Source organism: Pseudomonas simiae (assembly GCF_900111895.1).
GTDB classification, from domain to species: Bacteria; Pseudomonadota; Gammaproteobacteria; order Pseudomonadales; family Pseudomonadaceae; genus Aquipseudomonas; species Aquipseudomonas simiae.
Genome location: NZ_FOKB01000002.1, coordinates 601,400 through 620,705, shown reverse-complemented (window position 1 = coordinate 620,705; position 19,306 = coordinate 601,400). Strand labels below are relative to the sequence as shown.

Below are 19,306 nucleotides of genomic sequence, written 5' to 3'. Positions count from 1 at the left end.
TAGCCATGGCATCGCGTAAATTTGGACTCAACCTGGTGATCGTGTTGGCAATTGCCGCGCTGTTCACCGGTTTCTGGGCGCTGATCAACCGCCCCGTCACCACCCCCAACTGGCCTGAACAGATCTCCGGTTTTTCCTACTCGCCGTTCCAGCAAGGCCAGTACCCCCAGAAAAATCAATTCCCGACCGACGATCAGATGCGTCGTGACCTTGAGATCATGAGCAAGCTGACGGACAACATCCGTACTTATTCGGTCGACGGCACCCTGGGGGATATCCCCAAGTTGGCGGAAGAATTCGGCCTGCGCGTGACCCTCGGGATCTGGATCAGCCCGGACCTTGAGCGCAACGAGCGGGAAATCCAGCGAGCCATCGAAATCGCCAACACCTCGCGCAGCGTAGTGCGGGTGGTGGTCGGTAACGAGGCGGTGTTCCGTAAGGACATCACGCCAGAAGCGCTGATCGTGCTGCTGGATCGAGTGCGCGCCGCTGTAAAAGTGCCGGTGACAACCTCCGAGCAATGGGACATCTGGGAGAAGAACCCACAACTGGCCAAGCACGTCGACCTGATCGCCGCGCACATCCTGCCGTTCTGGGAATACATCCCGATGGACAAGGCCGGCCAGTACGTACTCGACCGCGCCCGGGACCTGAAGAAACTGTTCCCGAAAAAGCCGCTGCTGCTCTCGGAAGTAGGCTGGCCGAGCAACGGCCGCATGCGCGGAGGCAATGAAACCTCCCCGGCCGACCAGGCGATCTACCTGCGTACGCTGGTGAACAAACTGAACCGCCAGGGCTTCAACTACTTCGTGATCGAGGCCTTCGATCAGCCGTGGAAAGTCAGCGACGAAGGCTCGGCGGGTGCTTACTGGGGCGTGTACAACGCTGCACGCCAGCAGAAATTCAACTTTGAAGGGCCCGTGGTCGCGATTCCGCAATGGCGTGTGCTGGCCATCGGTTCGGTGGTACTCGCGCTGCTGTCCCTGACCCTGTTGATGATCGACGGCTCGGCCTTGCGCCAGCGTGGTCGCACCTTCCTGACCTTTATCGCGTTCCTCTGCGGTTCGGTGCTGGTGTGGATCGGCTACGACTACAGCCAGCAATACAGCACCTGGTTCAGTGTCACCGTGGGCATCCTTCTCGCGCTCGGCGCCCTGGGTGTGTTTATCGTGTTGCTGACCGAAGCCCACGAACTGGCGGAAGCGGTGTGGACCCACAAGCGTCGGCGTGAATTCCTGCCGGTTGAAGGGGATTCGGACTACCGCCCGAAAGTGTCGATCCATGTGCCGTGCTACAACGAGCCGCCGGAAATGGTCAAACAGACCCTCGACGCCCTGGCCGCCCTCGATTACCCGGACTACGAAGTCCTGATCATCGACAACAACACCAAGGACCCGGCGGTATGGGAACCGGTGCGCGACTACTGCGAAACCCTGGGCCCGCGCTTCAAGTTCTTCCACGTCGCGCCTTTGGCTGGCTTCAAGGGTGGCGCGCTGAACTACCTGATCCCGCACACCGCCAAGGATGCCGAAGTGATCGCAGTGATCGACTCCGACTACTGCGTGTCGCCAAACTGGCTCAAGCACATGGTGCCGCACTTCGCCGATCCGAAAATCGCCGTGGTGCAATCGCCGCAGGACTACCGCGACCAGAACGAAAGCACCTTCAAGAAGCTCTGCTACGCGGAATACAAGGGCTTCTTCCATATCGGCATGGTCACCCGCAACGACCGTGACGCGATCATCCAGCACGGCACCATGACCATGACCCGTCGCTCGGTGCTTGAGGAATTGGGATGGGCTGACTGGTGCATCTGCGAAGATGCCGAACTGGGCCTACGCGTATTCGAGAAGGGTCTGTCGGCGGCGTATTACCACGACAGCTACGGCAAAGGCTTGATGCCGGATACCTTTATCGACTTCAAAAAACAGCGTTTCCGCTGGGCCTACGGCGCGATCCAGATCATCAAGCGCCACACCGCCAGCCTGCTGCGCGGCAAGGACACCGAGCTGACCCGTGGCCAGCGCTACCACTTCCTCGCGGGCTGGTTGCCGTGGGTGGCGGATGGCATGAATATCTTCTTCACCGTTGGCGCGTTGTTATGGTCGGCGGCAATGATCATTGTGCCGACGCGGGTTGATCCGCCGCTGCTGATTTTCGCAATCCCGCCGTTGGCGTTGTTTGTGTTCAAGGTGGGCAAGATCATCTTCCTCTACCGTCGAGCGGTAGGCGTGAACTTGAAGGATGCGTTCTGTGCGGCCCTGGCCGGTCTGGCGTTGTCGCACACCATCGCCAAAGCGGTGCTGTACGGTTTCTTCACCACCAGCATTCCGTTCTTCCGCACACCGAAAAACGCGGATAACCACGGCTTCTGGGTAGCCATCTCCGAAGCCCGCGAAGAGATGTTCATCATGCTGCTGTTGTGGGGCGCGGCACTGGGGATCTACCTGGTGCAGGGCCTGCCAAGCAATGACATCCGCTTCTGGGTGGTGATGCTGCTGGTGCAGTCGCTGCCGTACGTGGCGGCGCTGATCATGGCGTTCCTGTCGTCGCTGCCGAAACCTTCGGCGAAGGCTGAGCCCGTCACAGCCGCGTAAAAACTTGCGCAATGCACTAAACGGCGGCCTCTGGCCGCCGTTTTGCTATAAGATAACGGCCGTTTTGCAAGACTTGGCCTGGACCACTGCTTTCACGTGGGAGCGGGCTTGCCCGCGATAGCATCACCGCGTTCTGACTGATAGACCGAGGTGTCTGCATCGCAGGCAAGCCAGCTCCCACCTGGCTCTGCGCCACTTCACAGGTTGTATTCCACATTCGTCCTGCGCCCATTACACGCTTTCCGGAGTTTCCCCATGACGGCCCATGCCGACCTTTCGCCGACCCTTCAACTTGCCATCGACCTGATCCGTCGCCCCTCCGTGACGCCGATCGACGCCGATTGCCAGAAGCTGATGATGCAGCGCCTGGGCGACGCCGGTTTTGCGCTGGAACCGATGCGCATCGAGGACGTGGACAACTTCTGGGCCACCCATGGCAAACACGATGGCCCGGTGCTGTGTTTTGCCGGCCACACCGACGTGGTACCGACCGGCCCGGTGCAGGCGTGGCAGAACGATCCGTTCGACGCACTGATCGATGAAAACGGCATGCTCTGCGGGCGTGGCGCGGCGGACATGAAAGGCAGCCTGGCGGCCATGTTGGTGGCGGCTGAACGTTTCGTCACCGATTACCCGGACCACAAGGGCTCGGTGGCTTTCCTGATCACCAGCGATGAAGAAGGTCCGGCGCACCACGGCACCAAGGCCGTGATCGAACGCCTGGCCGCACGCAAGGAGCGCCTGGACTGGTGCATCGTTGGCGAACCGTCGAGCACCACGCTGGTGGGCGATGTGGTCAAGAACGGTCGTCGCGGTTCCCTCGGTGCCACGCTGACGGTACGCGGTATCCAAGGCCACGTGGCCTACCCGCACCTGGCGAAGAACCCGATCCACTTGGCGGCGCCGGCCCTGGCCGAATTGGCCGCCGAGCACTGGGATGACGGCAACGCCTTCTTCCCACCCACCAGCTTCCAGATCTCCAACCTCAATTCCGGCACCGGCGCGACCAACGTGATCCCCGGTGACCTGAAGGCGGTGTTCAACTTCCGCTTCTCCACCGAATCCACCGTCGAAGGCCTGCAGCAGCGGGTTGCCGAGATTCTCGACAAACACGGCCTGGACTGGCACGTGGAGTGGGCGCTGTCGGGTCTGCCGTTCCTCACCGAACCGGGTGCGCTACTGGATGCCGTGTCGGCCAGCATCAAGGCGATCACCGGTCGCGAAACCCAGGCGTCCACCAGCGGCGGTACCTCCGATGGGCGATTCATCGCCACATTGGGCACCCAAGTGGTCGAGCTGGGCCCGGTCAACGCGACGATCCACCAGGTCAATGAACGCATCCTCGCCAGCGACCTCGATGTGCTGACCGAAATCTACTACCAGACCCTGATCAAGTTGCTCGCCTGATGCTGGCCTGCCCCATTTGCAGCGCACCGCTGAACGCGGTGGACAATGGTGTGGCGTGCCCGGCAGGGCATCGTTTCGACCGCGCACGCCAGGGTTACCTGAACCTGTTGCCGGTGCAGCACAAGAACAGCCGCGACCCCGGCGATAACCTGGCGATGGTGGAAGCGCGCCGCGACTTCCTCAACGCCGGGCACTACGCGCCAGTGGCCCAGCGCCTGGCCGAGCTGGCCGCTGAACGTGCGCCGGCGCGCTGGGTCGACATCGGCTGTGGCGAGGGTTACTACACCGCGCAGATCGCCGACGCCTTGCCCCACGCCGACGGCTATGCACTGGATATCTCCAAGGAAGCGGTCAAGCGTGCCTGCAAGCGCAACCCGGCGCTGACCTGGTTGATCGCCAGCATGGCCCGTGTGCCGTTGGCGTCAGGCAGTTGCCAGTTCCTCGCCAGCGTGTTCAGCCCACTGGACTGGGAAGAGGCCAAGCGCCTGCTCAGCCCCGGTGGCGGCTTGATGAAAGTCGGCCCGACCAGCGGCCACCTGATGGAGCTGCGCGAGCGTCTGTACGACGAAGTGCGTGAGTACACCGACGACAAGCACCTGGCCCTGGTGCCGGACGGTATGAGCCTGGCGCACAGCGAGACGTTGGCGTTCACCCTGAGCCTGGCCGAGCCCCAGGACCGCGCCAACCTGCTGGCCATGACCCCGCACGGCTGGCGTGCCAGCGCCGAGCGCCGCGCACAGGTGATCGAGGCGGCCGAGCCGTTGGTGGTCACTGTGTCGATGCGCTACGACTATTTCGTGCTTCAATAAATAACTTTCCAGCATCCGCGAATGGATTTTCGAATCCCGCAACGAGGAACATCCATGCGCCAACCCGATATCGAGATTTACCTGAAGGACGCCGACGTCGACCACAAGGCCATCGCCGCCTGGCTGGGCGCCGCCCTGGGTCCGTGCTCCGACTGGGTCCAGAAAGGCCAGACGTACAAATGCAAGGCCGGCAACGTGCCTGTCACCTGGCTGCCGAAAGCTGTCGGCAAATGGAACAGTCTGTACCTGGAAAGCGACCAGACCCCATGGGATGACGACATCGCCTGCGCCCGCGCTGCATTTGTTGCGCTGAACGTGGAAGTGCGTTGTGCACCGGGGACCTGGGTTGAGGAAGAAGGTGAGGAAAGCGCTGACACCTGGATTCGGATCAGCGAAGACGGTGAAGAACAGATCACCTGGAAAACTGCCTGATCCTGAATTGTGAACCTAATCAAACTGTGGGAGCTGGCTTGCCTGCGATGGCATCACCATGGTCTTACCGATAGACCGAGGTGTCTGCATCGCAGGCAAGCCAGCTCCCACAGTTGGTTGGGTTACCCAGCCAGGGGCTTTATAGACCGACCACATCCTCCGCCTGCAACCCCTTCTCGCCGGTCACCACGGCGTATTCCACCTGCTGGCCCTCGGCCAGGGAGCGGTGGCCTTCGCCGCGAATGGCGCGATAGTGCACAAACACGTCCTTACCGTCTTCGCGCTGGATAAACCCATAGCCCTTTGCATCGTTGAACCACTTCACATTGCCGGTTTCACGCGTTGCCATCTGTCTTACTCCCACATGCATTTTTATTGTTGAGTCGCTCGCATTGAACTGCCGAGTATAAGACAGGCTCAAAAACGATCAACTCAAGTTTACATCGCTGCTTTTTTGCCGATTTTCGGCGAATACGGCACACTACTCGCCCGAGCGCCTGCTCGGTTTTTTCCACTTGAAGCAGCACGCCTATGACCCGTTCCCCGTTTCGCCGTCTAGTGTTCGGCACCTTGCGCCGACTGTTGTACCTCTGGGTCCGCTCGGAGACGATCAACCAGTCGTCCCTGACCCTTAACCTGGACCGCAGCCGGCCGGTGTTCTATGTCCTGCAATCACCCTCCCTCACCGAATTGGCCGTGGTCGATGCCGAGTGCACCAAGGCCGGCCTGCCGCGCCCGGTGCTGCCGGTCTCGGTCGGCCCGTTGATGGAACCCGCGGCGTTCTTCTACCTGACGCCGGAGCCGGACTGGCTCGGCCGCCAGGACAAGCGCGGCGCGCCGCCCACACTGACCCGTTTGGTCGGCACCCTCACCGAGCACGCCGAAGAGAATGCACAAATCATTCCGGTCAGCGTGTTCTGGGGCCAATCCCCCGAGAGCGAGTCCAGCCCGTGGAAGCTGTTGTTTGCCGACAGCTGGGCGGTCACCGGGCGTCTACGCCGCTTGTTAAGCATCCTGATCCTGGGTCGCAAGACTCGGGTGCAATTCTCCGCGCCTATCAACCTGCGTGAATTGATCGAGCACAATAAAGGCCACGAACGTACCGTGCGCATGGCCCAACGCATCCTGCGCGTGCACTTTCGTAACCTGAAGACGGCGGTGATCGGTCCCGATTTGTCACACCGCCGCAACCTGGTGAAGGGCTTGGTCAACATGCCGCTGGTGCGCCAGGCCATTGCCGATGAGGCCGAACGGGAGAAGATCAGCCCGGAAAAAGCCAAGGCCCAGGCCCTGCGCTACGGCAACGAGATCGCCTCGGACTACACCTACACCGCAATCCGCTTCCTCGAAGTGGTGCTGAGCTGGTTCTGGAACAAGATCTACGACGGCATCAAGGTCAACAACATCGAGGGTGTGCAAAAGGTTGCCCAGGGTTATGAGGTGATCTACGTACCGTGCCACCGCAGCCACATCGACTACCTGTTGCTGTCCTACCTGCTGTTCAAGAATGGCCTGACCCCACCGCACATCGCCGCCGGCATCAACCTGAATATGCCGGTGATCGGCAGCCTGCTGCGCCGTGGCGGTGCGTTTTTCATGCGCCGCACCTTCAAGGGCAACCCGCTGTACACCTCAGTGTTCAACGAATACCTGCACACCTTGTTCACCAAGGGCTTCCCGGTGGAGTACTTCGTCGAAGGCGGCCGTTCGCGCACCGGGCGCATGCTGCAACCAAAGACCGGAATGCTGGCGATCACCCTGCGCAGCTTCTTGCGTTCTTCGCGCATGCCCATCGTATTTGTGCCGGTTTACATCGGTTATGAACGCGTACTGGAAGGCCGCACCTACCTGGGCGAGCTACGCGGTGCGAGCAAGAAGAAAGAGTCGATCTTCGACATCTTCAAGGTGGTCGGCGCGCTCAAGCAGCGTTTTGGTCAGGTTGCAGTCAACTTCGGCGAACCCATCAAGCTGGCCGAATTCCTCGACAGCGAACAACCGGGCTGGCGCGCCCAGGACCTGGGCCCGAACTACAAACCGGCCTGGCTCAACGAAACCACCAACCGCCTCGGCGAACAAGTGGCACGCCACTTGAACGAAGCCGCGGCGGTAAACCCGGTCAACCTGGTGGCCCTGGCATTGCTGTCCACCACCCGCCTGGCCCTGGACGAACAAGCCATGGCGCGCCAACTGGACCTGTACCTGGCGCTGCTGCGCCGCGTGCCCTACTCGCCCCACACCACCCTGCCCGACGGCGATGGTCTGGCGCTGATCAAGCACGTCAAGGACATGGACCTGCTGTCGGAGCAGAGCGACGCCCTGGGCAAGATTCTGTACCTGGACGAGCAGAATGCCGTCCTGATGACCTATTACCGCAACAACGTGCTGCACATCTTTGCCCTGCCGGCGCTGCTGGCGAGCTTCTTCCAGAGCAGCTCGCGGATGAGCCGCGAGCAGATCCTGCGTTACACCCACGCGCTGTACCCGTACCTGCAATCGGAACTGTTCATTCGCTGGTCGCTGGAAGAGCTGGACACGGTGATCGACCAATGGCTGGAGGCCTTTGTCGAGCAAGGGCTGCTGCGCTTCGAGAACAACGTGTACCTGCGCCCGGCGCCGAGTTCGCGGCATTTTGTGCTGTTGACCCTGCTGTCCAAAACCATCGCGCAAACCCTGCAACGCTTCTACATGGCGATTTCGCTGCTGCTCAACAGCGGCCAGAACAGCATCAGCGCCGAAGAACTGGAAGACCTGTGCACGATCATGGCCCAGCGCCTGTCGATCCTGCATGGCCTCAACGCCCCGGAATTCTTCGACAAGAGCCTTTTCCGACATTTCATCCAGACCTTGCTGGAGCAAGATGTGCTGCGCCGCGACGAGGCCGGCAAACTGAGTTATCACGACCTGCTCGGCGAACTGGCCGAAGGCGCGGCCAAACGCGTGCTGCCGGCGGAGATTCGCCTGTCGATCCGCCAAGTGGCATTGCATCGCGTGGACGGCGCCGCCGAGGCACCCGTCGACCCCGAAGCCACTGCACCTGAAGAAACCCGCTAGATTTAAACAGGCGCCGGATGGATTCCGGCGCCGTTGAAAAGGAGCAACACCATGAAAAAAATCATCCTCCTGGGCCTGACTGCCCTGCTCGGAGCCTGCCAATCCATGAACCCCGCCCCCAAAGCCAGCCTCGACGGCGAAGTGTTCTATCTGCAACGCATCGCCCTGCCGCCCACCGCGACCTTGAGCGTCAGCCTGCAGGACGTGTCGCTGATGGATGCGCCGGCCGTGACCCTGGCTGAGCAGAAAGGCCCGGTCAAAGGCCAGGTGCCGCTGCCGTTTCACCTGAGCTATGACCCGGCGCAAGTCAAACCTGGCCACACTTATTCGGTGAGCGCTCGCATCGAAGTGGATGGCAAGCTACTGTTTATCACCACCGAACGGCACGCTGTGCAGCTCAATGGCCAAGACGCGCAACCCCTGCGCCTGCGGGTTGATGCTGTCGCCCACTGATAGTCTCCAGAACTTAAGCCAGATTAAAAAGGAAGCGCCCATGCTCCGTAACTCCCTTCGTTTCACTGCCCTGTGTGCCGGCCTGCTGCTCGGTGCAAACGCCATGGCCCTGGACTTGAGCAGCCTGTCCCAGGGCGACGCCAGTGGCGGCCTCAAGGACGCCCTGACCCAAGGCGCGCAGATCGCCGTGAAGCAACTGGGCGTACCGGGTGGTTTCAGCAACAACCCGGAAGTGAAGATCGGTCTGCCTGGCAAGCTGGGCAAAGTCGCCGACAAACTGAAAATGTTCGGCATGGGTGACCAGGTGACCCAGTTGGAAACCAGCATGAACAAGGCCGCCGAAACCGCCGTGACCCAGGCCCAGCCGATCCTGGTCAACGCCGTGAAGAACATGAGCGTGACTGACGCCAAGGGCATCCTCAGTGGTGGCCAGGACTCGGCCACCCAGTACCTGAACAAAAGCAGCCGCGAACAGATCCGCGCCAAGTTCTTGCCGATCGTCAAGGCCGCGACCGACAAGGTCGGCGTCGCCCAGCAATACAATGCCCTGGCCGGCAAAGCCGCTGCCTTTGGCGCAGTGGACGCCAAGAGCGCCAACGTCGAAAACTACGTGACCGAACAGGCGCTGGATGGGTTGTTCAAGATGATTGCAAAGCAGGAAGAAACCATTCGCGAGAACCCTGCGGCCGCCGCGACCAGCCTGGCGAAGAAAGTCTTCGGCGCACTGTAAAACCGGGAATGAATCCAGGCAGGTGTGGGGGGCTCACCTGCCCGGTTCCAAGCAGTTCTTCTACGATCAGAAGAACTTTCCTAAACCAAAACCACCGAATGCGATCATGCCTAGGGGCATCACACCGAAGCCTATGGTCATACTCTTGTTGGGCTTGCAAGCGTCCTTGCAAGGATCCTTGCAAGGGTTGGTAGGCTTGGCAGGTTCAGGCTTGCTAGGCCCGCAAGGATTACAACCCCAGCTCGACTTAGACGCGCTGATATTGATATTAAGCATTCCCATAAGCACTCCTTGAATCATTGAATTGAAGCGTCCACCAACAGGCGTGAACCCTGATTGGCGAAAGACCTGACAATCAGGTAATCAATGAGTGGCCCCACACCTTGGAAGCGTTCCCGCCTCCGCATCCCCTTTGTGAAAAACCCTACGACAACTCTTTACCCAGCCTGTGGTTTGACCCGGAACCATGCTGCGTACAAGGCCGGCAAAAACAACAGCGTCAGCGCCGTCGCCACAATCAGACCGCCCATGATGGCCACGGCCATTGGCCCGAAGAACACACTGCGTGACAGTGGGATCATGGCCAGCACTGCTGCGAGGGCTGTCAGCACAATCGGGCGGAAGCGTCGGACCGTGGCTTCGATAATCGCCTGCCAGGGCGCCAGGCCCGCCTTGATGTCCTGTTCGATCTGGTCGACCAGAATCACCGAGTTGCGCATGATCATCCCGGACAGCGCGATGGTGCCCAGCATGGCCACGAAGCCGAACGGCTGGCGGAATACCAGCAGGAACAGCGTCACGCCAATCAGGCCCAGCGGCGCTGTCAGGAACACCATCGCAGTGCGTGAGAAACTGCGCAGTTGCAGCATCAACAGGGTCAGCACCACCACGATAAACAATGGCACGCCGGCTTTGACCGAGTTCTGGCCACGGGCGGAATCTTCCACCGTACCGCCGACATCCAGCAGGTAACCATCCGGCAGTTCAGCACGCACGCCTTCCAGGGTCGGCAGGATCTGCTGGACCAGCGTCGCCGGCTGCTCCTTGCCATAGATGTCCGCGCGGATGGTCACCGTGGGCAGACGGTTGCGGTGCCAGATGATGCCTTCTTCAAAACCGTATTCGAGGGTGGCGATCTGCGACAGTGCTACGCTTTTGCCATTGTCGGTCGGCACCGCCAGGCTGGGCAGCAACGACAGTTCGGTGCGTTCATGCACGGTGCCGCGCAGGAGGATTTCGATCAACTCGTTGTCCTCGCGGTACTGGCTGACGCTGGAACCGGTCAACGAGCTCTGCAGGAATTTCGACAGGTTGGCCGTGCTCACGCCGAGGGCGCGGGCGCGGTCCTGATCGATATTGAGGTAGACGATCTTGCTCGGCTCTTCCCAGTCGAGGTGCACGTTGGCCACGTGGGGATTTTCGCGAACCTTCACCGCGACTTTCCGAGCCAGGGCGCGGACTTCCTCGATATGTTCGCCAGTCACGCGGAACTGCACCGGATAGCCCACAGGCGGGCCGTTCTCCAGGCGTGTGACCCGTGAGCGCAGGTCAGGGAACTGTTCGTTCAGGGTTTGGATCAGCCAGGTGCGCAGGCTTTCGCGCTCCTCGATGGTTTTGGCCAGCACGACAAACTGGGCAAAGCTGGCGGCCGGCAGTTGTTGGTCCAGCGGCAAGTAGAAACGCGGCGAACCGGTGCCGACGTAGGCCACGTAGTTGTCGATGCCCGCGTGTTCCTTGAGCAAGGCTTCCAGGCGCTTGACCTGGTCGGCGGTGTTGCTCAGGGAGGCGCCTTCCGCCAGCTTCAGATCCACCATCAGCTCCAGACGGCCAGATGCCGGGAAGAACTGCTGCGGCACAAAACGGAACAGCGCCACCGAGCCGATAAACAGCAGCAGGGTGAGGACGATCACGGTTTTGCGCCGGCGCACGCACCACTCCACCATGCGTCTTACGCGCTGATAGAAGGGTGTGCCGTAGGGATCCGGCCCATCGGTGCCGTGCTTGGCCGCATGAATCTTCGCCAGGTCCGGCAGGAGCTTTTCCCCCAGGTAGGGCACGAACACCACCGCAGCCACCCAGGAGGCGAGCAACGCAATGGTCACTACCTGAAAGATCGAACGGGTGTATTCGCCAGTGCTCGATTGCGCGGTGGCAATCGGCAGGAAGCCCGCTGCGGTGATCAGCGTACCGGTGAGCATCGGGAACGCGGTGCTGGTCCAGGCGAAACTCGCGGCCTTGAGCCGGTCGTAACCTTGCTCCATTTTGATCGCCATCATTTCCACGGCGATGATCGCGTCGTCCACCAACAAACCCAACGCCAGCACCAGAGCGCCGAGGGAAATCTTGTGCAAGCCGATGCCGAGGTAGTACATGGTGGCAAACGTCATCGCCAGCACCAGCGGAATCGCCAGGGCCACTACCATGCCGGTACGCACACCGAGGGAGAAGAAGCTCACCAGCAACACGATGGCCAGTGCTTCGGCCAGCACTTGCACGAATTCGCCGACGCTGGTTTTCACCGCTGCCGGTTGGTCTGACACCTTGCGCAGCTCCATGCCGGCCGGAAGGTTCTTCTGCAGGCGTGCGAATTCACCTTCCAGGGCTTTACCCAACACCAGAATGTCGCCGCCATCACGCATGGCCACGGCCAGACCGATCGCGTCTGCCCCCATGTAGCGCATGCGCGGTGCCGGTGGGTCGTTGAAGCCGCGGTGGATGTCGGCTACGTCGCCGATGCGGAAGGTACGGTCGCCCACGCGAATCGGGAAGTTGCGGATTTCTTCCACCGTCTTGAAGTTACCCGACACGCGCAGTTGCACACGTTCGCTCGGGGTTTCAAAGAAACCGGCCGTGGAAACAGCATTCTGCTCCTGCAACGCCTGCTGGACTGCCGCCAGCGGTAAACCGAGGGTCGCCAGCTTGAGGTTGGACAGTTCGATCCAGATTTTTTCGTCCTGTAGGCCTAGCAGCTCGACCTTGCCCACATCCGCCACGCGCTGCAGCTGAATCTGGATACGGTCGGCGTAGTCCTTGAGTACGGCGTAGTCAAAGCCGTCGCCGGTCAGGGCATAGATATTGCCGAAGGTGGTGCCGAACTCATCATTGAAAAACGGCCCCTGGATATCCGGCGGCAAGGTCTGGCGGATATCGCTGATCTTCTTGCGCACCTGGTACCACAGCTCAGGAATCTGCGCTGAATGCATGGAGTCACGGGCGATAAAGGTGACCTGGGATTCGCCGGGGCGCGAGAACGAGACGATGCGCTCGTACTCACCGGTTTCCATGAGTTTTTTCTCGATGCGCTCGGTGACTTGCCGCGACACTTCCTGGGCCGTGGCGCCAGGCCAATTGGTCTTGATCACCATGGCCTTGAAGGTGAACGGCGGGTCTTCGCTTTGTCCCAGCTTGGAGTAGGACAAGGTGCCAACCACTGCCAGCAGGATCATCAGGAACAGAACGATCTGGCGATTACGCAACGCCCATTCGGAAAGATTGAAACCCATCGGGGACTACTCCTTGGCCGCCAGATTCACCACACGGTTGGAGCGATCCACCGGGCGCACCTGCTGGCCGTCGTGGAGCACATGCACACCCGCAGCAATGACCCAATCCGTAGGGCTTAACCCTTCCAGTACCGGTACGGTTTTTTCACCGAAAGCACCGATGCGTACCGGTGTGCGCTTAAGGGTATTGTCGGGCTGCACACGCCAGACGTAGGACGCACCGTTCTCCGCACTGAGAGCCGACAGTGGGACCGAGAGAGGAATATCGCCGTCGACCTGTATGAATACACGTGCGCTCTGGCCCAGTTCCGCCGGGACTTTGCCGCCGGTGAATGCCACGCGGGCAGCAAACGTACGCGACTTTGGATCGGCGGCCGGTGACAGTTCACGAATGCGGCCGGTGAAGCGCTGGTCGGGCTGGCTCCACAGCTCGACCGACACCGGCTGGCCGATCTTGAAACGGCCAAAACCCTGCTCCGGCAGGCTGATCAGCACTTCGCGCTCGCCATCGGTCGCCAAGGTAAACACGGTCTGGCCGGCGGACACCACTTGGCCAACTTCTACCACACGCTTGGCCACCACCCCATCCTGTGGCGCACGCAGCACCGCATAGCCGGCCTGGTTGCTGGCCACGTCGAACTCGGCCTTGATCTGCTTGAGACGAGCAACACCGGCTCGGTAGAGATTTTCGGAATTGTCGTACTGGGAGCGGCTGACCATCTGACGGTCCATCAGGGTCTTGTAGCGGTCACGCTCGGCGCGCACCAGGCTCAGGTTGGCCTCGGCGCCGGCGACTTGGGCACGGGTGGCTTCCAGTTGCAGGCGCACATCTTGCGGGTCAAGTTCGGCCAGCGCCTGGTTGGCCTTGACCCGCTCGCCCTCTTCCACTAACCGCTTGCTGACTTTGCCACCGATGCGAAAGGCCAGGTCCGGTTCATAACGGGCGCGCACTTCACCGGGGTAGCTGTCCATCGACTGTGAAGAAGGCTGTGGCTGCACCACCATGGCCGGACGGATGGTGGTCTGGGCCGCTTCTTCATGGCCGCATCCGGCCAACAGGAAGACCAGACTGACAGGCAACGCAAAGGGCAGGAAAGTACTGCGCATGCTGTAGGACCTTTCGCAAATGGAGCTAAGAATAATTATACTGGCGGGTATGTTATTAATACCAAACTCACCAGTCCAGTATTAAAGGTGAAAATGTCCGACAATCCTGTGAACACCAATAGCCCCGGGCGTCCCAAGGACATGGCAAAACGCCAGGCAATCCTCGAAGCAGCGAAAATCCTGTTTTTGAGCAATGGCTACGCCAGTACCAGCATGGATGCCGTGGCCCTTGAGGCCGGCGTGTCGAAACTGACCGTGTACAGCCACTTCAACGATAAAGAGACCTTGTTCACCGCCGCGGTGGTGGCCAAGTGCGAAGAACAACTGCCGGTGATGTACTTCGAGTTGCCTGCGGGCATGCCCGTGGAGACTGTGTTGCTGAATATCGCGCGGGGGTTCCACCGCCTGATCAACAGCGAGGAGTCGGTCAACCTGCATCGCCTGATGATGACCACTGGCAATCAGGACGTGAAACTCTCGCAGATCTTCTTCGAGGCGGGCCCGATGCGCATGTTGCAAGGCATGGAGCGCCTGCTTGGCAAAATCGACCAGAGCGGCGCCCTGAGCATCGACAAACCGTTCACGGCAGCCGAGCACTTCTTCTGCCTGCTCAAGGGCACGGCGAACTTTTGCTTGCTGTATGGCTGCGGCGGGCAACTGAGCGAAGAAGCTGCCGAAGCCCATGTGCAGGACGTGGTGGGGTTGTTTATGCGGGCTTATCGGCCCTGAATCTTCATTGACCTTTAGGGCCTCATCGCAGGCAAGCCAGCGCCCACATTTTCGACCGATTTACACCTGACAGGGCTCAGGCGACTATCAGGCCGTCATGGGAGCAAGCTCCCTCGCCACGGGCCCATCGCCACACCGACAAGTGTGTAGACATCTATGCAGCGATGAGGCCCTCAAACCAAGAGCAGCTTCAGGGTTTGAGTGCTTTCTTGGGGTAGATGTCATACCGGCTGGACTTGCCATCCAGCGCATGGCTCGGCTTGGGCCCGTCAATGCACGGTGCCTTGCGCGGGCGCTTCACCACCACACGGTGGCTGGCCAGGGCCAGGGCCGCAGCCAACAGCGCCGGCGCGTCCGGATCATCGCCCACCAGCGGTCGGAACAGGCGCATTTCTTTCTTCACCAGGGCGGTTTTCTCACGGTGCGGGAACATCGGGTCGAGGTAGATCACCTGGGGCGGCTCGCCTTCCCAGTTGAGCATCACGTCGATGGAGTTGCCCTTGAGCAACTTCATGCGCGCCACAATCGGTGCCACCTCAAAATCATCCGCGCCACGCGCCAAACCGTCTTCGAGCAAGGCGCCGATCAACGGTTGGCGCTCGATCAGGCTCATCTCGCAGCCCAAGCTGGCCAGCACAAAAGCGTCCTTGCCCAGGCCGGCTGTGGCGTCCATCACCCTGGGGCGCACGCCTTGGGCGATGCCCACGGCCTTGGCGATCATCTGCCCGCTGCCACCACCGTACAGGCGCCGGTGCGCTGCCCCGCCTTCGACAAAGTCCACACGCACCGGTCCAGGCGCGTCAGGCCCGAGCTGTTGCAGCTGCAGGCCGTGCTCTCCCACTTGCAAGGAAAAGTCCGCATCCGCCACGTGCATCGGCAAACCCAGCAGTGACGCCCACTGTTCGGCACGGCCCTGGAAACCTTCGCCCAAGGCCTCGACCTGGATGCGGCTGGCCGCTGGTTGTTCGCTCATCAATCACTACGCTCAAAAATATTAAGGATCGGCAAACAGCGGCCGATAAAAACAACAGTCAGGTATTTTGCCAGAGCTGAGCGTCGACCGAGAAAAATGTCAGACATTCTTCCCCTAACCATCGGTGTACTGCCGACCCATAACCACTACGGCCTGCGCAATACTCAAGCGCTGGCCGGGGTGAGTCATGTGTGGCAGGACTTCTTCGCCCGTGCATTGGCCGAGCAGCTCGGCGATACGCCGGACGCGCTGGCTGTGCAGGCGCCGGTACCGGCGGATCCAGCGGTAGAGCCCAGCGAAGGCGCCGATCTGTTGGCGCAGATCCTCACCCAGCGCGAATGCGATGTGAGAGACACCGAGATCGCCCCACCGGAACCGCTGTTCCTGCCGATCGCCGAGCTCGAGACCGACTTGCTGCCACCCGCCTCCCCGCCGTTCCCTGAAGAAGAAATCGTCGCCCAGCAGCGCCAGCAGAACTTCGAAAGCGGTTGGGTGCGCCCGATCGTGCTGACCGCCGGCCAACCATTGCCGGAGCCTGGCCCGGCGCCGGAGCCACGCCCGCTGCACCTGCCTATCGCCGAGTTCGAACTCGACCTGCTGCCGCCCGCTGCCACGCCGTACCCGACCGAAGAACTGGTTGCGCAACAAAAGGCGCTGGACTTCGACTACTACTGGGCTCGCCCGCTGGTCACCCAAAACCTGCGTCTGGCCGCCTGACAGTCAGCGACACACCCACCAACGCCCCATATCCAGATGAAAATGGTTGCGGTGCGCGGCGTTGTAGTCCGGGCTCAGCACCACGTTGAAATCATCGCAGGCGCTATCGCGGACCTCTCGCAAGAACCGCGCCTTCTCCCCCTCCCCCGGCCAATCCCTGAGCACGCTGACAGTGCGACCGTCCGCCAGGCGGAAACCGGCAATGTCCAGGGCATTGGCCGACGCATGCTGGCTGAGTCGCCCTTCGGCGCGGTTATACATATTGCGGCAGGCAAAGCTGCCTAGATGATCGACCCGCGTCACCGCCTGGCCGAACACGGCCTGGGCCGCCGGTTGCAGGCTGTGGCGCTCGAACAGCGCGAATGCCACCGCCAGCGGGCAACTGGCGAGAAAACTGCTGCTGAGTCCAACTGCCGCCCCCTGAACGCGCAAAGTATTGCGCAGCGGACACGCGGCATCGGCGGGCGTATCGGCTTGATGGCTGACGCGCAGGCCCGAGGTTACCAGCACCTGGTCGCACAACGCCGGGTCATCCTGCAGACGCCCCAGCTTGTAGCGCGTCAACAGATTCGGGCTAGCGCGCACATCCAACGGTGCCCACGGGTTCCAATCGGCCGGCAGCGGCACCCAGCCACGCCAAACGCCAACGGCACAGGCGCCGGCCAGGATCAGCAACACGCCTGTCACTTTGAAAAAACTCACCCCTTAGCCCTTGAAGAACTGATTGGCCTGCCTGAACGGCATCTTGCGCTCGGTAAAGGTGAACGTGCCCAGTTCGTACACTTCCTGGGCTGCGCGATAGAACTCACCATAGGCAGCCAACGCCAGGGCCGAGCCGACGCTGATGCGCCGCACACCCATCGCGCTGAGCTGCGCGACGCTGAGGTTCAAGCCGCCAGACATCAATACGTTCACCGGTTTGGGCGCCACCGCCTCGACCACCGCCAGCACTTCCTCGGCACTGCGCAGGGCCGGCGCATACAGCACGTCGGCACCGGCTTCGGCGTAGGCTTGCAGACGGCGGATGGTGTCGGGTAAATCCAGGCGACCATGCAGGAGATTTTCCGCGCGGGCGGTCAGGGTAAAGGGAAATGGCAAGCTGCGCGCGGCGGCCACCGCAGCTTCGACGCGCTCCACGGACAGGTCGAAAGGATAGATCGGGTCAGCGGCAATGCCCGTCGCGTCTTCGATGGAACCGCCGACGATACCGGTGGCAGCGGCACGCAGGATGGTCTGGGCGCAGCCTTTCGGGGTGTCGCTGAAGCCGTTCTCCAGATCCGCCGATACCGGCAACGCCGTGGCCTTGGCAATCATGCTGGCATTGATCAAGGTGTCTTCCAGGGACAACGCCCCTTCCGCATCCGGGCGCGCCAGGCTGAACGCGCAGCCCGCACTGGTGGTGGCGAGGGCTTCGAACCCCAGGCTGGCCAGCATCACTGCAGAGCCTGCATCCCACGGGTTGGGCATCACGAACGCACGGTCACGCTCATGCAGGGCCTTGAAGGTTTCGGCGCGAAGGGTTTGGGCATCCATGTCTGGCTCCTGGCGGGGAAAGGAGCCCTAGAGTAACCCCAGTTGCTCCACGGCGGGGGCACGATCCAGCACAGGTAAGGCTGGCAGACCGGGCAGACGCGCCATCAACTGGTCATGAAAACGCAGGGCCAGTTGGGCGGCGAGGCGGTTATCCGAGGTGTGCAGGAATACGTAGGGGGTGCGGCCTTCTTCGATCCAACCTGCGACTTTTTCCACCCAAGGCACCAGAAACGGATCGTTGGCTTCCAGTTCGGGATGACCGATAAAACGCACCTGAGGAAACTGCGTCAGTGCCGCCGGCCGGGGGGGCACCTTGGGTTTTTTCGACTGGGCGTGCAGTACGGCAGCCGTTGTAGAGGTGCAACTGAACAACGCGCGCGGGTCCAGGCAGATACGCTCCACGCCCCGATCCCGTAACAAGCGGTTAAGCATGCGCTCCGCGTCGCCTTTGGCGAAGAACGCCTGATGGCGTACTTCCACCGCCAGGGGCCGCTCCAAACCATCAATGAAGCCTGCCAACTCCCCCAGACGCTGCGGTGTGAACGTCGCGGGCAGCTGCAACCACAGCGGCGATACGCGCTCACCCAATGGGCTCATCAAGCCGACAAAGCTTTCCGCAGCCGGTAGCTGTTCAATCAGGTTGCCGCTGTGGCTGATATCACCGGGAAACTTGGCCGTGAAACGGAAATCGTCGGGCATGATCTCAGCCCAGCGTTGCACCGTGGCGGTCGATGGGCGGGCATAGAACGTGGTGTTGCCTTCAACGGCGTTGAAGACCTGGGCGTAAAGCGCAAGGTAGTCGCTGGAACGGGCATCGGCGGGGTACAGGTACTCTCGCCAGGCGTTTTCACTCCAGGACGGGCAACCGAGGTAGTAAGGCAGACGCATCAGATGTGGATGTCGAGGCCCAGCACTTCCATATCCCATTCGACAAAACCGGCGGTGGTCAGGTAGCTGGCCAGGGCGGTGGCGACGCTTTTGCTCATGGAGCGCGGGAAGACCATGTCTTGCTGACGGGCGGGAAGACCACTGATGCGTGCTTGAGCGTTGGCCTGCGCGTCGGACTGGACCTCGATGAAGTCCGGCGAATCCTCGACGGACTCGTCTACCGTGACGTTTGCCTTACGCGGCTTGCGCTTGATTGGGTAGGACTGTGAGGAAAAGCCATCAATACGCATGGGCGCGAACTCGCTATCAGTAGTGGCATTTTGGCAGCATCATCCGTGGTGCGCAAATACTCTGGTGATAACTAGAACACATAATTT

The 19,306-nt window shown here is 61.2% G+C and carries 17 protein-coding genes; 9 read left to right on the top strand and 8 right to left on the bottom strand.

The genetic code is table 11. The features are described 5' to 3' along the window. Positions 1-5 precede the first annotated feature (5 nt). From BMZ57_RS08825 to BMZ57_RS08810, 4 genes are all read left to right on the top strand, one after another. Positions 6-2,597 (top strand): glycosyltransferase, encoded by a 2,592-nt coding sequence (locus tag BMZ57_RS08825; protein WP_010212591.1) that lies wholly within the window; start codon positions 6-8, stop codon positions 2,595-2,597. A gap of 255 nt (positions 2,598-2,852) precedes the next feature. Further along, positions 2,853-4,004, top strand: coding sequence for a succinyl-diaminopimelate desuccinylase (gene dapE / locus BMZ57_RS08820; RefSeq protein WP_010212593.1), 1,152 nt, complete (start codon positions 2,853-2,855; stop codon positions 4,002-4,004). Beyond that, on the top strand, positions 4,004-4,813 hold the full coding sequence (locus tag BMZ57_RS08815; protein WP_010212595.1) for a putative RNA methyltransferase: 810 nt from the start codon (positions 4,004-4,006) through the stop codon (positions 4,811-4,813). The genes dapE and BMZ57_RS08815 overlap by 1 nt, the downstream gene beginning before the upstream one ends. 54 nt (positions 4,814-4,867) lie before the next feature. Next, positions 4,868-5,245: a hypothetical protein gene (locus tag BMZ57_RS08810; RefSeq protein ID WP_010212596.1), complete on the top strand. Its 378-nt coding sequence runs from the start codon at positions 4,868-4,870 to the stop codon at positions 5,243-5,245. A gap of 139 nt (positions 5,246-5,384) precedes the next feature. Here the strand turns inward: BMZ57_RS08810 and BMZ57_RS08805 are convergent, their stop codons facing one another. Further along, a complete protein-coding gene (locus BMZ57_RS08805; protein ID WP_003219353.1) occupies positions 5,385-5,594 on the bottom strand; it encodes a cold-shock protein in 210 nt (69 codons plus the stop codon). A 182-nt stretch (positions 5,595-5,776) separates the two neighbouring features. Between BMZ57_RS08805 and plsB the strand changes: the two genes are divergently transcribed. The 3 genes from plsB to BMZ57_RS08790 are packed head-to-tail and all read left to right on the top strand — an operon-like array spanning position 5,777 to position 9,479. Next, the gene (gene plsB / locus BMZ57_RS08800) at positions 5,777-8,296 is read left to right on the top strand and encodes a glycerol-3-phosphate 1-O-acyltransferase PlsB (protein WP_010212597.1); all 2,520 of its coding nucleotides are present in this window, start codon (positions 5,777-5,779) and stop codon (positions 8,294-8,296) included. Positions 8,297-8,347: 51 nt separating this feature from the next. Continuing rightward, the gene (locus BMZ57_RS08795; RefSeq protein ID WP_010212599.1) at positions 8,348-8,749 is read left to right on the top strand and encodes a YbaY family lipoprotein; all 402 of its coding nucleotides are present in this window, start codon (positions 8,348-8,350) and stop codon (positions 8,747-8,749) included. 40 nt (positions 8,750-8,789) lie between these two features. Continuing rightward, positions 8,790-9,479 (top strand): DUF4197 domain-containing protein, encoded by a 690-nt coding sequence (locus BMZ57_RS08790; RefSeq protein WP_010212601.1) that lies wholly within the window; start codon positions 8,790-8,792, stop codon positions 9,477-9,479. A 437-nt stretch (positions 9,480-9,916) separates the two neighbouring features. Here BMZ57_RS08790 and BMZ57_RS08780 read toward each other — a convergent pair whose 3' ends face one another. Then, positions 9,917-12,982, bottom strand: coding sequence for an efflux RND transporter permease subunit (locus BMZ57_RS08780; RefSeq protein ID WP_010212605.1), 3,066 nt, complete (start codon positions 12,980-12,982; stop codon positions 9,917-9,919). Positions 12,983-12,988: 6 nt separating this feature from the next. Beyond that, on the bottom strand, positions 12,989-14,089 hold the full coding sequence (locus BMZ57_RS08775) for an efflux RND transporter periplasmic adaptor subunit (RefSeq protein ID WP_069672345.1): 1,101 nt from the start codon (positions 14,087-14,089) through the stop codon (positions 12,989-12,991). 93 nt (positions 14,090-14,182) lie between these two features. Between BMZ57_RS08775 and BMZ57_RS08770 the strand changes: the two genes are divergently transcribed. Beyond that, entirely contained in the window at positions 14,183-14,818 is a 636-nt protein-coding gene (locus BMZ57_RS08770) for a TetR/AcrR family transcriptional regulator (RefSeq protein ID WP_010212608.1), read from the top strand. Positions 14,819-15,008: 190 nt separating this feature from the next. Here BMZ57_RS08770 and BMZ57_RS08765 read toward each other — a convergent pair whose 3' ends face one another. Next, complete coding sequence (locus BMZ57_RS08765) at positions 15,009-15,791, bottom strand: class I SAM-dependent methyltransferase (RefSeq protein ID WP_069672346.1); 783 nt, start codon at positions 15,789-15,791, stop codon at positions 15,009-15,011. Positions 15,792-15,887: 96 nt separating this feature from the next. On the opposite strand from BMZ57_RS08765, the gene BMZ57_RS08760 reads away from it, so the two are divergent. Then, positions 15,888-16,508, top strand: a complete 621-nt coding sequence (locus BMZ57_RS08760; protein WP_069672347.1) for an energy transducer TonB — start codon at positions 15,888-15,890, stop codon at positions 16,506-16,508. 3 nt (positions 16,509-16,511) lie between these two features. Here the strand turns inward: BMZ57_RS08760 and BMZ57_RS08755 are convergent, their stop codons facing one another. Genes BMZ57_RS08755 through BMZ57_RS08740 form a run of 4 tightly spaced genes read right to left on the bottom strand, consistent with a single transcriptional unit; the run spans position 16,512 to position 19,219 of the window. Continuing rightward, positions 16,512-17,210 carry an extensin-like domain-containing protein gene (locus tag BMZ57_RS08755; RefSeq protein ID WP_042571742.1) on the bottom strand — a complete coding sequence of 233 codons (699 nt, stop codon included), beginning with the start codon at positions 17,208-17,210 and terminating at the stop codon, positions 16,512-16,514. A gap of 3 nt (positions 17,211-17,213) precedes the next feature. Further along, the gene (locus BMZ57_RS08750) at positions 17,214-18,041 is read right to left on the bottom strand and encodes an isocitrate lyase/PEP mutase family protein (protein WP_069672348.1); all 828 of its coding nucleotides are present in this window, start codon (positions 18,039-18,041) and stop codon (positions 17,214-17,216) included. 27 nt (positions 18,042-18,068) lie between these two features. Next, positions 18,069-18,929, bottom strand: a complete 861-nt coding sequence (locus tag BMZ57_RS08745) for a DUF72 domain-containing protein (protein WP_010212614.1) — start codon at positions 18,927-18,929, stop codon at positions 18,069-18,071. Further along, on the bottom strand, positions 18,929-19,219 hold the full coding sequence (locus BMZ57_RS08740) for a hypothetical protein (RefSeq protein ID WP_016979856.1): 291 nt from the start codon (positions 19,217-19,219) through the stop codon (positions 18,929-18,931). The genes BMZ57_RS08745 and BMZ57_RS08740 overlap by 1 nt, the downstream gene beginning before the upstream one ends. Positions 19,220-19,306: the final 87 nt, after the last annotated feature.